The organism is Synechococcus sp. H70.1 (assembly GCF_047502705.1).
Taxonomy (GTDB): Bacteria; Cyanobacteriota; Cyanobacteriia; order Thermostichales; family Thermostichaceae; genus Thermostichus.
Genome location: NZ_JANSIV010000064.1, coordinates 22,256 through 36,085, shown reverse-complemented (window position 1 = coordinate 36,085; position 13,830 = coordinate 22,256). Strand labels below are relative to the sequence as shown.

General features: G+C 61.1%; 10 protein-coding genes and 1 pseudogene. 3 read left to right on the top strand and 8 right to left on the bottom strand.

Annotated features, from left to right (window positions below):
• Positions 1 to 40: 40 nt before the first annotated feature.
• The 5 genes and pseudogenes from NW827_RS04765 to menA all read right to left on the bottom strand — a co-directional run.
• Positions 41 to 496: pseudogene (locus NW827_RS04765) on the bottom strand (aminotransferase class I/II-fold pyridoxal phosphate-dependent enzyme); the annotation flags it as partial.
• A 91-nt stretch (positions 497 to 587) separates the two neighbouring features.
• Positions 588 to 3,860 (bottom strand): hypothetical protein, encoded by a 3,273-nt coding sequence (locus NW827_RS04760; protein WP_414503390.1) that lies wholly within the window; start codon positions 3,858 to 3,860, stop codon positions 588 to 590.
• An 80-nt stretch (positions 3,861 to 3,940) separates the two neighbouring features.
• Positions 3,941 to 5,029: an LptF/LptG family permease gene (locus NW827_RS04755; protein WP_414404204.1), complete on the bottom strand. Its 1,089-nt coding sequence runs from the start codon at positions 5,027 to 5,029 to the stop codon at positions 3,941 to 3,943.
• 163 nt (positions 5,030 to 5,192) lie between these two features.
• Positions 5,193 to 6,983: an LptA/OstA family protein gene (locus tag NW827_RS04750; RefSeq protein WP_414404203.1), complete on the bottom strand. Its 1,791-nt coding sequence runs from the start codon at positions 6,981 to 6,983 to the stop codon at positions 5,193 to 5,195.
• A 139-nt stretch (positions 6,984 to 7,122) separates the two neighbouring features.
• Entirely contained in the window at positions 7,123 to 7,989 is an 867-nt protein-coding gene (gene menA / locus NW827_RS04745) for a 2-carboxy-1,4-naphthoquinone phytyltransferase (protein WP_414404202.1), read from the bottom strand.
• A gap of 496 nt (positions 7,990 to 8,485) precedes the next feature.
• Between menA and NW827_RS04740 the strand changes: the two genes are divergently transcribed.
• Together NW827_RS04740 and thrC are read left to right on the top strand one after the other, a co-directional pair.
• Positions 8,486 to 9,892 (top strand): isochorismate synthase, encoded by a 1,407-nt coding sequence (locus tag NW827_RS04740; RefSeq protein ID WP_414503389.1) that lies wholly within the window; start codon positions 8,486 to 8,488, stop codon positions 9,890 to 9,892.
• A 233-nt stretch (positions 9,893 to 10,125) separates the two neighbouring features.
• Positions 10,126 to 11,238, top strand: coding sequence for a threonine synthase (gene thrC / locus NW827_RS04735; protein WP_414361213.1), 1,113 nt, complete (start codon positions 10,126 to 10,128; stop codon positions 11,236 to 11,238).
• A 37-nt stretch (positions 11,239 to 11,275) separates the two neighbouring features.
• Here thrC and NW827_RS04730 read toward each other — a convergent pair whose 3' ends face one another.
• Positions 11,276 to 11,713, bottom strand: a complete 438-nt coding sequence (locus tag NW827_RS04730) for a tetratricopeptide repeat protein (protein WP_414361211.1) — start codon at positions 11,711 to 11,713, stop codon at positions 11,276 to 11,278.
• A gap of 239 nt (positions 11,714 to 11,952) precedes the next feature.
• Between NW827_RS04730 and NW827_RS04725 the strand changes: the two genes are divergently transcribed.
• Positions 11,953 to 12,582 (top strand): DUF4384 domain-containing protein, encoded by a 630-nt coding sequence (locus tag NW827_RS04725; protein ID WP_414503388.1) that lies wholly within the window; start codon positions 11,953 to 11,955, stop codon positions 12,580 to 12,582.
• A gap of 55 nt (positions 12,583 to 12,637) precedes the next feature.
• Here NW827_RS04725 and NW827_RS04720 read toward each other — a convergent pair whose 3' ends face one another.
• Together NW827_RS04720 and NW827_RS04715 are read right to left on the bottom strand one after the other, a co-directional pair.
• Positions 12,638 to 12,955: a TMEM14 family protein gene (locus NW827_RS04720; RefSeq protein ID WP_414361208.1), complete on the bottom strand. Its 318-nt coding sequence runs from the start codon at positions 12,953 to 12,955 to the stop codon at positions 12,638 to 12,640.
• A 25-nt stretch (positions 12,956 to 12,980) separates the two neighbouring features.
• The gene (locus NW827_RS04715) at positions 12,981 to 13,187 is read right to left on the bottom strand and encodes a hypothetical protein (protein WP_414361206.1); all 207 of its coding nucleotides are present in this window, start codon (positions 13,185 to 13,187) and stop codon (positions 12,981 to 12,983) included.
• Positions 13,188 to 13,830 lie beyond the last annotated feature (643 nt).

Genomic DNA, 13,830 nt, shown 5'->3' with positions numbered 1-13,830 from the left:
TTTGTTCGTTCCCCGGAAGATTGCCATCCCCTGCTTATGCCCCGGGCTCTTGGCCCTGCCGCGGGGGGCCGGCCATCACGTTGGTGTCCACGTAAACCGGATAGACGGGATCCGTAATGGCAATGGTGTTGTCGTGGCCGAGAATATCGAGGATGTTGGCGCAGTCGCACTTGGAGCCGTCGGAAATAAAGATCTCAGAAGCGTCGATGTCGCAGCCACGGGCCTGAAAGTCGTGCTGGGCAATGGCTTGGCGCAGCCACTCGTAGCCCTGTTCTGGGCCGTAGCCGCGGAAGGTAGCCCGATCCCCCATCTCCTCCACAGCCCGGATCATGGCTGTCCGGCAGGCTTCCGGCAGCGGCTCGGTAACATCGCCAATGCCCATCTTGATGATCTGAGCTTCGGGATGGGCGGCGGCAAAGGCCTGTACCCGCCGGGCAATCTCGGGAAAGAGATAGCCAGCCTTGAGCTTGAGGAAATGGTCGTTGATCCTGGCCATAGGAGCTGCTGAGGAAAAAGAGCCGTCGGCCCTCCAGTGTAGCCGAAGCCAATTCCCTGCTGCTTCCGTCAACCCCCGTAACCTGCCTGGCTCACTGCCCCAGGCTATCTAGACTGAAGGCGCCCAGTGGCGAGGTCAGTTGCAACTCTCCCCGCTCCTGGGTTAGGCCGAGGGGGCGGCTGGGAAAGGCCACCAGGATTCCTTCTAGGCGCAGCGACGCCGCCACGGGATCGTAGGCCAAGCGCAGCTCGAGATCCCGCAGGTCGCGGCGCACCTCAATGCGGCGGATCCCTGCCTCCGTTAGGCCCAGGCGGAGCCGCCAGTGGTTTTGCCACTGCGTGCCAAGGGTCGCATCCAACTCCAGGCCATAGGTAGAGAACTGGCCTAGCTGCGGATCGTAAACTGCCTGCAGCGCGTAGCTGATCCCTGGCTCATAGCTGTCTAGACCCGAGCGTTGCTCTCGGTTGAAGGTGGTACTGCTGCGCCCCCGGTATTCTAGACGAATTGGCTGCAACTGCCCTTTGTTGAGGTCGTAGGACGTTTGCACCTGGATATTGAACAGCTCAGGGGTGGTGTTCCAAGTAAAGTTGGCGTTGAGGGTATCCCACTTTTGAGCGACAAAGTCATAGCCCAGGCTGGTGTCCAGGCGCAGCAGGTTTTTTACTTCCGCCTGCAGCTCCTGCAAGTTGCGGGAGGCAATCGCTTCCAAATCCTCCGGCGTGTCGTCGGGGAAAGTCAGGGCTATGGGCAGCTCCCCCGGCAAGTCATCTTCAAAGGCAAGGTAGCCAGGGGGCACGTTGAGCAAGAAGTTGCGGGGGGTGAAGAAGCTAATGCTGGCATTGAGGCGATCCACATCCTTGGGGCTGACAGAAAGGGTTTGAAAAGGGGCAGAATTGTTGCCGTAGAAGGTGCGGCTATACCGCAGGTCAATGGTGCTCCAGTCGGCGGGCTTGAGGCTGAGGCGGGGGTTGAAGCTGAGGCTGGATTCCTGGTCGGGAGTGGAGTAGAGGACTTGGGTGTAATCGATAGAGCCGGGTGCAAAGGTTATCCAGGGAGCCGGTTGTATGTCAGTGAACTGAAGGCTGGAGCGCAGCTCGTAGCGATTGAAGAAGTGGAGCTGGGATCCCCCCGCCTGAGCCGGCTGTTGCTCCTGAGTGAAGGTGAAAGCACTGTTAAGGAAGATATCGGGCGTAAGGCGAAGGGGATCGGCGCTAAAGGCCAGCTCAAAATTGCGGCGCGGCTCGGTGTCGCCATTGGAACTGCTGTAGCTGCGGTAGGTCAGGCGGTAGGTGCCGCCCCAGCCGGGTGGGGTGAGTTGGGCACCCAGGGTCAGCCGTGCGTCGGCAAAATCTGGCCCATCTTTGACACTCACCCGCTGGTTGTAGTCCAAGCGCAGATCCGACTGCAGCCAAGGCACGCCCCCGTAGCGCTGGGTGTGGCTGAGGGTGAGGGGAAAGCTATAGGTGCCATTTTCCTGGGATCCGCTGCGGTTGATGTTGAGGGTGGTGGTGGAGAGATCCCCCTGAAAGGTGGCGTTGAGGCGGAGGTCGGCATTGTCGTTGCGCCCGCCGGCAGGGCGGTAGGTGTTGTCTAGATTGAGGTTGAGCTGGCCCCGCAGTTGGCCTGCTTGGCCGAGGAGGTTGGCAGCGTAGAAGTCAAAGTTGTGGTCGAGGCGGAAACGGCTGGAAAAACGCTGCTGGTCAGCTTCGGTTACCAAGTAAAACTGGGCTCGCCCGTAGTTGACGCTGTCGGGGATGGGGAGAATGTAGTCGTGCAGAAAGCCGATGCCTAGGCCTTTCTTCTGCAGGAGATCCAGCCGCAGGCCGCCGAAGTTGTACTCGTCGAAGCGGTAGGCCCAACTGGATTTGACAAACACCCCTTCCGCCTCACTGCGCCCCGGCAGCACCCATTGGTGATCCCGCAGGCTGTAGACAAAGAGGGGCAAGTAGGCAATCTGCAGCCCCGCCCGCAGATCGCCCTCTTCGCTGAGTTCGCCGCCGGCAAAGACGCGGGCGTCGTAAACGATAACCTGATCGTCAGGAAACACCTCCACCCGATCCCCTTGCACGTAGTAGGTAATGGGCGGCTCGGGCGAAGTGGTGATGGTAGCCTTCTTGAAGAAGATCCGCTCTCCCAGCAGGGCGGTGGTCTCTTGGCTGCGCACAAAAACCTGGGTACCCGGCTCCTCCCCCGGCAGGATCACCAGCGAGTTTTCAAATTGAGCGCTGCGACCGGGGATATCCAAGTCCAGGTTGCGCCCCTCGATTTGCCGGATCCCGCGCCCCTGGGGTCCGGGGGGCCACTCCATGCGAAAAGGGCCCTCGCTGCGCAGACGCCGTTCCCGCCGGTAAAACAACAGCCGCTCGCCAGTGATGCGGGTGCCGTCGGCCAACTGGATCTGGGCGTTTCCCTCAGCAATGCCCAGGTCTTGTTCGGCAATGTAGCTGAGTACATCCCCACTGACATTGACTTGATCCGGGTCAAGAGGGATCTGCCGTTGGGCAGTGGCTGCCAGTTGCTGACGAATTTGGGATCCCTGGCTGGCAGGCGGAGCGGCTTCTGGGCCGGTGGCAGAAGCGCCCAGATCCCGCAACAGGGGGAACCGCTCCAACAACTGGGGAGCCAGTAGAGATCCGGCAGTGGGGGTGAATGACTCAGTTCCGGTTTGAGCTGCCATCTGAGTGCCGGTGGAAGCAGGTGCAGGGGAAGGGGCGCCGCCCAAATTCCAGCTCCCGCCGGCTTGCGAGAGCAAGGTTGGGATTCGCTGCGCCGCCTCTTCCGAACCAAGCCCCTCTTGCCCTTGAGGGGTAACCGGATGAGCAGTAGCTAAGCTCTCGCCAGTGGATCCTAGGCCGCGCCTAGCCTCGGTGGGACGCAGGCGGCGTTCTTCTTCCATCCGCAGGGCAGCCGCTTGGGAACGGGGAGAGCCGAGGGAGTCCAGAGTCGGAACAGTTGCAGGGGGCATCGCCGCTGAAGCGGGCCGGGAAGACGGCGTTGCCTGGGCCTGTTGTGCCTGTCGCCGGGCGTGGGCCGCTGCCCCCTCGGCCAAGAGCCGTTGCAGCCGCTGCCGATTCCGCTCTTCCGGCGTGAGCACCTTTTCGGGAGGGGATCCCGAGGAGACAGCAGGTGTCTTCCAAGAGCTGGAGGAGGCCGCTGCTGCACCCAGAGGCAACGCAGGCGCGCTCAGGAAGGATTGGGCCTCGGCTAGGGTGATGGGATCACCAGGGGGAGCAACCGATTCTGGGCTGGAAGCTCGGTGAGCCGGTTGTAACCGCTGGGCCGACGCTTGCGCTGCCCAAAAGTGCTGGTAGCCCTCCATCTTGGTGGGCAGGGGATCCGGCTGGGCAAAGACCGCCCTCCCCATTCCCACCCACAGGGAGCTGCCCCAGCAAAGGGCCAACCACTTGGCCCAAGGGCTGAAGCTAGGCGAGAAGTTGCCGGATCTCACCGTAAAAACCGCCACAGGAGAGAGAAGCCCGCCCCGCCGAAAATCATATTGGGCAACCAGGCAGCCAGCCAGGGATCGATATGCCCAACTCGACCCATGGCTCGTCCCAGGCTCATCAGTACATAGTAAATAAACACCAAAACAATCGCTAGCGCCACGCTGCCGTAGCGACCTGTCTGCCGCACCGTTTGCAGGCCCAGGGGAGCGGCTACCAAGATGGCAAAAAAGCTGGCCAGGGGGATGGCAAACTTGAGGTGGTAGTCCGTTAGACAGCGGGCCACATCGGCAGGAGGGCGCTGTTCCTGACGGTAGCGCTGGCACTGCTCCCACAGCTCCGCTGCCCGCTGCTCCTGGGGCACCTTTTCAGCATAGACCAAGCCCACCAGCTGGTTAACAATGTTGAGCTCCATCTCCGCCACCTGGCCTTCGTAGTAGGTGCGCCCCTGCTCGTCATAGCGACGGATCACCACCCCTTGCAGGTGCCACGCTTGGCCCACCTGCTGCGCCCTTTGGGCCGAGATCACTTGCGGGTAGCGCAGGTGGCCAGTCTCAGCCTTGCGATCCAAAATCAACAAATCCCGCATCAAGCCAGTCTTGGGGTCAATTGATCCAACATGAAACCAGAGATCGCTGTCTACTCGGACAACCTCTCCTGGGCTAAAGGGAAGGGCATCCTGAGCCAGGACAAGGTTGGTGTTGAGAGTCTTCACTTTTTGGTTAGTCTGGGGCACAATCACCTCATTAGTAAAGAGCGCTAAGCCACTAATGAGAAGACCAATGCAGAGCACGGGAAGCAACACTTTGCGATAGGGGATCCCGGCAGCCCGCAGAGCCGTGATCTCGCTGTCGGCCCCCATCCTGCCCAGGGTGAGCAGGGTGGCAAAGAGGCCGGCAATGGGAAAGGTAACTACCAAAACAGCGGGCAGATTGAGAAGGAGAATGTGCAAAATCGTGAGGGGAGGAGCCCCTTTTTTCACCAGTAAATCGGCGTAGATAAAAAGCTGGTTGCCCAGCATCATCACCGTGCCTCCCGCCACCCCCAAGAAGAAGGGGCGGATCATCTCCTTAAAAAGATAAAACTCCAAAAAAAAGCCCCCAAATTTTAGGGATCCCCACAAGCTCCCCCTACCAGCAGCGCCTTGGTGCCGTTTCCCTTTGGTCAATTGGGTGGGCATGTGCCTTTATTCCCTCAGACTGGCGTGCAACTTAGCCGGCCCCAGACGAGTGGCAGGCAAGGGTTGGATCCCTTCAGAGGGCGTCGGTGAGGCGAAATTGAACCATCCCCTGCTGCTGCTCGTCCCCCTCGACGGTGTACTCATCCCGCTCCAAGTTCAGGGTGACCAGCCTGCCGCTGAGGCGGTTGGCGCCCCGGCACATCTGATCCAGAGCATCGCGACCGGGCAGACCCTCACTGGTTTTGGGGGGAACGGGAGTGAGCTCGCCGCGATCGCAGAGGAGGACGGGAGCCTGATCGGCGGTGATCTTGAAAATTTGCCCTTGGTCGGAGTAGTCGGCCCGATCTCCCTCAATAGCGCGGTTAGCCTGGACGATTACCACATTACCGAAGAAGCGGGCATCGCCGCTGGCCTGGTCGATCTCCACGCGATCGGCATAGATCACCGTCGGTTGATCGACATCGGCCTGGGTCTCGGGGTTTTGTAGGCGCTGCGCCAGCCAGTCTCCCTCGATCTGCTCGATCACCACCTCTCCCCACAGCTCTACCTTGTCAGGGGTGATGGTGGCCCGGTTGGCTTTGGCTTTACGCCCCCGCTGGATAAACTCGACGGACCCACTGAACTCCGAGGTGCCCGTGCGGGAGTTGTAAACCAGGCGGGCAGCCCGCACCTCCGTTTCAGCCTGGCGCAGCTCCTCTAGCAGGGATCCGCCTCCGGCAGCCGCTGGGGAGGTGGCCCTCTGCTGGTAGAGAACATTTTCCTCAAAGACGAAGATCTTGTCGCGGTGGTTGCCCTCTAAGCGAGCGGCCGTGAGCACCCGCCCAGGCTCGCGCAGGGTCACTCCCCCCGTCAGCAGGCTTTGGGATTCGCGGCGGCGGTAGGTGCCCTGAGCTGCCTGGATGGTGGTTTCCCCTTGTTGAATTTCCAGGTTGCCCTCCCCGCGGGCAATTTGGGTGTTGCGGTCGTAGGTGAGACGGTCGGCAATGATGGTGACTTCCTGGTCCTGGGGGCTTGGAGTTGCCTGAGGACCAACCTGGGCCAAGCGCAGGTCGGCCAAGAGGGGATCCCAGCTGGTGTCACTGGCTACCTCCTGCAACACCACGCCGCCGGAGAGAATGCTCTGGGCCTGCTGGCGCAGGTAGGTACCCTGGGGAGCGCGAATCTCGAGGCTGCCTTCGCGGATGCGCAGGTTGCCTTTCCCCTCGGCCACCTGTTGGGTGCGGTTGTAGGTGATCTGGTCAGCGGTAATGGTGGTGGAGGTGGTACCGCCCGGGCCATCCGCAGACAAGACAACGAGCTTGCCCTGCTCGGCCCTGAGGAGGGCAAATTGGAAGTTAAACGAGCCGGAGCGGCCTTGCAGCACCATTTCCTGCCCTTTGACAGTAAACGGCGCTGGCACTTCTATGCGCTCTGCAGGGGTAATCCTCAAGGCGCTGGTCAGGAGCAAGCTGCCATCGTTGCTTCTAACCTCTACCCCCTCCTCCAGGTGCAGCTCGTCGGCGGTGGCGTCGTAGCGGGCCCGCTTGGCCCGCCAGGTCATCTGCTCGTTGCTAGCAAAAAATGGCTCCGGCACCCCTTCCCCGCGCTCAACCTTGTCTCCATAGAAGTAGCCCTGCACTCCCTGCTCGAACACCTGCTGCCCAGCAGCCAGCTTCACCTGTTCGGCAACGAGTCGCCAACGACGGCGCCCCCCCTGCTGTCCGATGATGTCCACCTTGCGGCTGACCGAATGGGGCTGATCTGGGGAAGAGGGCTTCACTTTTACTTCTTCAATCTCAATCGCCAAGGCCCAGGCCACCAAAGCCGCCAAGAGCCCGCTCCCCAGGAGCGCCACCCCCAGATTGGAATGGAAAAATTGCTGCATCCTCTCCCTTGCTGCTTCTCCAGCTCGATCCCTAGCTCACTCTGGGCAGTGGAGCCAACTCCTCAACCCGGCAGCTAGGCTGTAGCTTAGCGCAGTTTGCCAGCAGCAGGAGGATCCAGATCACAACCCCCTCTTCCCCTTAACCTAAGCGGCTGAGGATAAAGCCCAACCCCAGAAACAGCCCTAGGCAAAAGTGGAGGCCAACTGCAATGAACTTGGAATGACTAATCCGCTGCGGCTGATCGTAATAGGTGCCCAGCAGGCGGGAAAGCCGTACTGCAAAGGGGATCCCGGCAAAACCCAGCAGTGTCCAAGCGGGGAAAGTTCCTAGCCCCACAAACAGCAGCAGCAAGCCAAAGATACTGCCGCAGATCCAGGGGATGAGACGGGCAGCACGGCGGGTGCCTAGGCGAACCACCGGCGAGCGCTTGCCGGCAGCCAGATCATCTTCCACCTGATGGAAATGGGAGCAAAACAAGATTAAACTGGTCGCCATTCCCACCACCAGCGAGGCTGCCAAGGCCGGCAGCGACCAGGTCTGACTTTGGCTATAGTGGGCAGCCAAAACCGCCAGCGGCCCAAAGCTCAAAAAACAGAGGATCTCTCCTAGACCTTGGTAGCCTAGGCGTAGCGGCGGCCCCTGGTAGGCGTAGCCTAGCCCGCAGGCCAGCAGTACCAACAGCAACACTGTGGGATCCGCCTGCCGCCAGCTCAGCCAGAGGATCCCTGCCAACCCCAGGGCCAGGAAGGCATTGCCAGCCCAGAACACCTGCTCCGGCCTGCCGGTTAGGTTGACCAGCGAGTGGAGCTTGTTTTTGTCCACTCCTGTCTGGGCATCGAAGACATCGTTGCTGATGTTAACCCAAGCCAGAAGGCAAATGGCCGCCCCCAGAAACACCAGCAAAACCCCCACATCCATCACCCCCACCTGGGCATAGGCGATGGCGGATCCCACCCAGATGGGCATGATGGCCACACTGTACATGGGCGGCTTGAGGGCAGCCATCCACAACTGCCGCCGAGAGCAATCCTCCCAAGCGCCCTTCTCGGCAAGCTGGACTTGACTGGTCTCTGGAGCTCTGCAGGTTCTCTTCGACGGCTCCGGCTGTGCGAGCATGTTGGATCTGGCTCTCTCTGGGTTCTGTATTTGCTAGGTTAGGGTGCTTCCGCTCCCATCCCCAAGGATGCTAAGAAACTTTGCAATCTGTAAAGAAGCGCCTGGGATCCGGCGCTGGCGAGCCTAAGCCGCCGGCTGCTCTTTTAATCTACCTATCCTGAAACGCCCTTCTGCAGCTTCCCCTGCCGGTTGCGATGACGCTTGTCCTGTTTTCGGCCAAGGTGGGATCGTCCTCTTTTGCTTGCGCATGACTTCTTCTCTTTTCCCCTGGAAGGGTGCGTCCGGATGCCCGGAAGGGCCCAGAGCCTGGCCGCCCATTCACGCCTCGGCCGGGCCAGGAGAGGCAGAACACTTTTGGGATCCCTTGCTAGCGGCCTGCCAAGAGATGGCGCGAGCGCGAGGGATCCCCCAGATTCTCAGCCTATGGCAACCCATCGCAGGGTTAGATCCGCTGGCAGCGCTGGCCCGGCAGTTGGACTTGCTCGCCCCCAACCGCTTCCCCGGCTATTGCTACCTCTGCCACCAGACGCAAGGGGAACGGGTGCGGGTGCTGGGATGGGGATCCCTGCGGCAGCTCGACCTTTCGGGAAAGGGGAGATTTGAGGCAGCACGGGCCTTTGTACAAGGGCTCCAGCCCCATGTCCATAGCGCTCCCGGCTCCCCCCCAGCGTCCCCCCGCAGCCAGCAGGAGCGTCCCTTGTGCTTCTGCCGCTTTGGCTTTGCCCCCAACAGCGGTGGAGGGGCAGCGCTGGTTCTGCCCCGCTGGCAGCTATTGCAGGTGCAGGGGGGGTTGACGGTGGCGCGGCTCAACCTGGAAATTGGCCCCGACAGCGACCCGGCAGCACTGGCCAGCCAGATTGCTGCTTTTTTTGCCCGCATGCAGCGCCTTGCCGAGGCCCCCTTGCCTGCCTGGAAGCCCCAGCCACCCCTGGAGGTGGCAGTGGCGGAAGAGGCCCTCTTAGCGCGAATTGAAAAAGCCCTGCAAGCAATTCAGGCGGGATCTCTGGAAAAAGTGGTGCTGGCGGAAGCAGTGGATCTGGCCTTGCCCTCTCCCCCTGCTATCCCCTCGCTGCTGGCCTATCTGGAGGCCCATCACCCCGATTGCAGCGTCTTTGCCTTTGCCTTAGAAAGCAAGAGGGATTCTCCTCCCCAAATCTTTTTGGGAGCCAGCCCAGAGCGGCTACTCTCAGTGTGGCAAGGCTGGGTGCAGATTGATGCGCTGGCCGGCTCCGTTGCCCGCGGCGCCAACGGCCACCAAGACCGGATGCTGGCCAAGCAATTGCTCCGTAGCGCCAAAGACCGGCGTGAACACCAGTGGGTAGTACGCTCGATCCAGGAAGCTCTGGGCCGGCTGGGGATGGAGCCCCGCATCTCCCCTCAGCCACGGCTGCGCCGTTTGGCCAACATCCAGCATCTGCAAACGGTAATCGAGGCAGAGCTCCCCGCTGGTGTGCATCTATTTGACCTATTGGCCCAGCTCCACCCCACCGCCGCTGTAGGAGGCTATCCGCAGCAGGCGGCGCTGCAGTGGCTGGAGCAGGTGGAGCCCTTCGATCGCGCCAGCTATGCCGCCCCTTTGGGTTGGGTGGACTTGCAGGGCAATGGCGAGTTGGTGGTTGGGATCCGCTCAGCTCTGATCGAGGGGGAGCGGGCCCGCCTGTATGCTGGCGCCGGCATTGTGGCCGATTCCAACCCCACCCAGGAGATGGCCGAGATCCGCCTCAAGCTGCAAGCGTTGGCTCAGGCGCTAGCTCTACAGCCGTTGCGTAAACTACCCGAGCCCGACTGCTAAGCAGGACGGAGCAGGCTTTAGCGCTACGCAACGAAAGCGCTTCCCTGCCCGCTGGCCAAGCCACAAACACCAGTGACAGGTCTGTAGGCAGGCGGCACCACCGCCCTGTTGTGCCCACTCTCCCCCTGGATACGGGGGAGGTAGGCGGGTCTCCCTCCTGCTGGCTACAACCGCTCCCCAAACAGTTAAAGTTAAGGAGCTCGCCCTTCCGTTGGCCTCGACCTCTCTGCAGCATGGTGACCCCAAATCCCGTCCATTCCCCTCGTAGGGCTGGATCCCGCGCCCAAGTGGGGCTCTGGCCCGGCATCATTGAGCACTACCGGGAGTGGCTCCCCGTCAGCCCCCGCACCCCCGTAGTGACGCTGCATGAAGGTAATACCCCTCTGATCCCCTCTCCCGCCCTGAGCCGACGGCTGGGGCGAGACTGCCAGGTATACCTAAAGTTGGAAGGCCTCAACCCCACCGGCAGCTTCAAGGATCGGGGCATGACCATGGCGGTGTCCAAAGCCAAAGAGGCAGGGGCAGAAGCCATCGTTTGTGCCAGCACCGGCAATACCTCAGCAGCAGCCGCGGCCTATGCGGCTAAAGGAGGCCTGCGGGCCTACGTGCTGATCCCTGATGGCTATGTGGCCAAGGGCAAGCTGGCCCAAACCCTCATGTACGGGGCGGAGATCATCGCCATTCAGGGCAATTTTGACCAAGCGCTGGCCATGGTGCGGCAACTGGCGGAAGTCTACCCGGTGGCCCTGGTCAATTCTGTCAACCGCTTTCGGCTGGAGGGACAGAAAACTGCCGCCTTCGAGGTGGTGGATGCTTTGGGAGATGCCCCCGACTGGCTCTGTATCCCCGTGGGCAATGCCGGCAACATCACCGCCTACTGGATGGGCTTTTGCCACTACTACCAGCGAGGCAAGGCCAGCCGCCGCCCGCATCTCTACGGCTTTGAGGCTGCCGGCGCCGCTCCCATTGTCCTCAATCGCGTGGTGGAACATCCAGAAACGGTGGCCACGGCCATCCGCATTGGCAACCCTGCCAGCTGGGTAAAGGCCAAGGCGGCTGTCCAGGTCAGCGGTGGCAGAGTGGACAGTGTAACTGACGAGGAGATCTTGGCTGCCTATCGTCTGCTGGCAGCGGAGGAAGGGATCTTCTGCGAGCCAGCCAGTGCTGCTGCAGTGGCTGGATTGCTGAAATGGCGGGATCAAGTGCCCGTTGGCGCCCAGGTAGTGTGCGTGCTCACCGGCAACGGCCTCAAGGATCCCGACACGGCCGCCCAGCAGGGATCCGCCCCCATCCACACGGGGGTTGCCCCCGATTTGACTGCTGTAGCCCGCCTAATGGGCTTTTAGCGCCGCCCTGGGCGCTGGGGGAGGAATCTCAGGGGGTTTACTCGCCACTGGGGCTAGAAGGCTGCGCGGGCGACTGATAGTTGCGGATGGCCCGCTTGACCAAAGTGAGAAAGGCGTAGGCCCGTTGATCGTTGGGATCCAAGCGCATCACGGTCTGAAAGGCCTCTTCCGCCTGCCGCAGGACGTCTAGATCGATCTGGCCATCCACCTCTGCTTCCAGTTGAGCCTTTTGCAAGAGCAGTGCCCCGCGGTTGTAGTGGGCTGCAACATGGCTGGGATCCGCCGCCACCACCGCCTCCAGTTCGGCCAGGGCTGGATCCAGATAGCCACTCATACCCAGCACCCAGGCCAGCTTATAGCGAGCTTCGGTGTGCGTGGGATCCTCAGCAACTGCTCGGCGAAACGCCTGGATGGCCGCCGGAAAATCGCCCGCCTGAACCGCGGCAATGCCTTCTTGGTAACTGTTGCTGGCCATAGGCAAGTTTGAGTCCAAAGAGGAGGGATCCCTGATCTGCAGCTTAGCCCTTTCCAGATAGGATCTCCCGGTTTTCCCACCCCAATGGTGAGAAGCGGTTCAGCGCCTTTTCCCCGCTGGGCTTGCCATCCGGGGCAGGGGAAACTGCCTCAGCAGGGGATCTGAGATTGCGCGAAGCCTGCTCTGGCAAAACTCTGCCCTTTCCTAGGATGAACATAGCCGCTAATCAGGGGTGAACCATGAACGCCAAACTGCTCTTCCTGCCGCTGGCTTTGGGGCTGTCGATGGCTCCGGCCAGCGTTGTTTTCCCACAGACGCTGGGCCTCTACCCCCCGCTGCCAAGGCTACAACTGGCCGACACTCGCCTAGAAACCGGCAGCCGCTCCATCCTCGTCAACCCAGTACCTTCCGACGTGCAGGTAAATCTGGAGCTGGATCGGCGTGGCCCTAACCCCATCTACCGGCCTGGCGAGCCGATTTCCATTACCTTGAGCACCAATCGCGACGCCTACGTCTACCTCTTCAGCATCCAAGCCGATGGCCGCACCCATTTGATTTTGCCCAACCGCTTCTCGGGTGGAAACGAGTTTCTGCGGGCCGGCGAAGTGCGCACCTTCCCACCCCCCGGTGCCCGCTACCGCCTAACCATTGCCCCGCCCTTTGGCCAAGCCCAAGTGTTGGCGGTGGCCTCTCCCCGTCCCCTCAACTTTCAGGAGATCGCCTCTTTTGAGCAGGGCAGCTCCTTTGCCCGCCTGCGGGTACAGGGATCCCAACTGGGCGACACCATCGGCCGCGCCATTGTCGTTGAGGAGATCCCTGCCACCGAGTGGGTAGCTACCACGCGCTTCTATCGAGTTGCACCGCGGTAACCCCAGACTTTCTTCCAGAGCCTGGAACCGACAGCTAAGCAGGCTTGTCTCCGGCCTAGACCGAGCCGAAGCTAAAGCCTAGGAGGAGAAGAGCCACCAAGCTCACCCCCAACATCAGACCCGCGGGCAGAAATTTGCCGGTTTTGCGGTAGCGCAGCGCAAAAAGAAGGGATCCCAGCGCCGCCGTCCCCAAGCCCAGGCCCAGCCCCCAGCGGGGATCCATCCCCAGAAGTCCATAGCTAACCCCGCTGAGGACAGCTCCCACCAAACCTCCAACCAAGGACTTGAAGCTTTTGCCTCTCCCATAGCCGACTGCTCCGCCTACCAAAAGCAGCGCCCCATAGACCAGCAAAGTGATCCGTGCAACCACCATGACAGGGAAAATTCTCCTCCCCTACTTAGTTCACGACAATTTCACGGATCAGGGGCAGGCGGAGGGTGATATAGCGGTTGAGAACTGAGGTATCGACAGTGCTAAGGGCATGTCTTTTTTGGCAGGCACTTAGGAGGAGATTGACCAAGTCATCGTCACGCTGATTGAGCCAATCTGGTCTGCCAATCTCACTGACCAAAGACCAAAATTGGCGTATCATCTCAGGAGTCATGGCATCGTCCATTGCCTAGGGTAAGGACTAAACTGCAAAAGGGCAAGAGAAAGAGTCAGCTATAGCTTGCTTCCACGAAGCAGTAGCCAGGGGCTTTAAGTAGCCCTGCAGTTGGCAAGCCAACCACAGGTCTCTGGGCTGCTTTACAAGGGCAGCCCCCGCTAGAGCAATTACCTTGGCTGCATTGGAGTCCCACCCACCAGCTGGGTTGACGCCCTGTAGGCGACGCGCGCTGGTAACGCGAACGCGCAAGCGGCGCGGAGCACTAAAACGCTTCTCTTCCCCCTGACCACTCCACCAGCGCCAGGTCTGGGAGCTGTAGGCAGACAGCACCCGTACTACCGCGCCACCTGCTCTAATTGCCCTGTGAGCATTTGCTTTAGCGGCTCGGAGCGCTCTAAACTGCCACAACTGGTAGAATGTCCTACCGTTGGCTTGTTGCCGTTGCGTCTTGGAGCGCGGCTGCCGCCTCCTCTGCTCCTGCTTGGGGGCTGCAGGCTTTCCGGAGCAGTACACCTGGTTCTGAATGCAGACAGGGCTAACTATCTCCCGCGCAACCTGGCTGTTAGCATAGTGGCAAGCAGCGGCATTAGCGCTGGCGGTGCAGAGCATGTAAGCCCGCAAGGTAGCTCCAGCCGCCTGT

Excerpts from the sequence above, each read along its gene's own strand:
- NW827_RS04760 (WP_414503390.1), bottom strand. The coding sequence starts at position 3,860 with ATGGGGAGGGCGGTCTTTGCCCAGCCGGATCCCCTGCCCACCAAGATG.
- NW827_RS04750 (WP_414404203.1), bottom strand. The coding sequence starts at position 6,983 with ATGCAGCAATTTTTCCATTCCAATCTGGGGGTGGCGCTCCTGGGGAGC.
- menA (WP_414404202.1), bottom strand. The coding sequence starts at position 7,989 with ATGGCTGCCCTCAAGCCGCCCATGTACAGTGTGGCCATCATGCCCATC.
- NW827_RS04740 (WP_414503389.1), top strand. The coding sequence starts at position 8,486 with ATGGCGCGAGCGCGAGGGATCCCCCAGATTCTCAGCCTATGGCAACCC.
- thrC (WP_414361213.1), top strand. The coding sequence starts at position 10,126 with ATGGTGACCCCAAATCCCGTCCATTCCCCTCGTAGGGCTGGATCCCGC.
- NW827_RS04730 (WP_414361211.1), bottom strand. The coding sequence starts at position 11,713 with ATGGCCAGCAACAGTTACCAAGAAGGCATTGCCGCGGTTCAGGCGGGC.
- NW827_RS04725 (WP_414503388.1), top strand. The coding sequence starts at position 11,953 with ATGAACGCCAAACTGCTCTTCCTGCCGCTGGCTTTGGGGCTGTCGATG.
- NW827_RS04720 (WP_414361208.1), bottom strand. The coding sequence starts at position 12,955 with ATGGTGGTTGCACGGATCACTTTGCTGGTCTATGGGGCGCTGCTTTTG.
- NW827_RS04715 (WP_414361206.1), bottom strand. The coding sequence starts at position 13,187 with ATGACTCCTGAGATGATACGCCAATTTTGGTCTTTGGTCAGTGAGATT.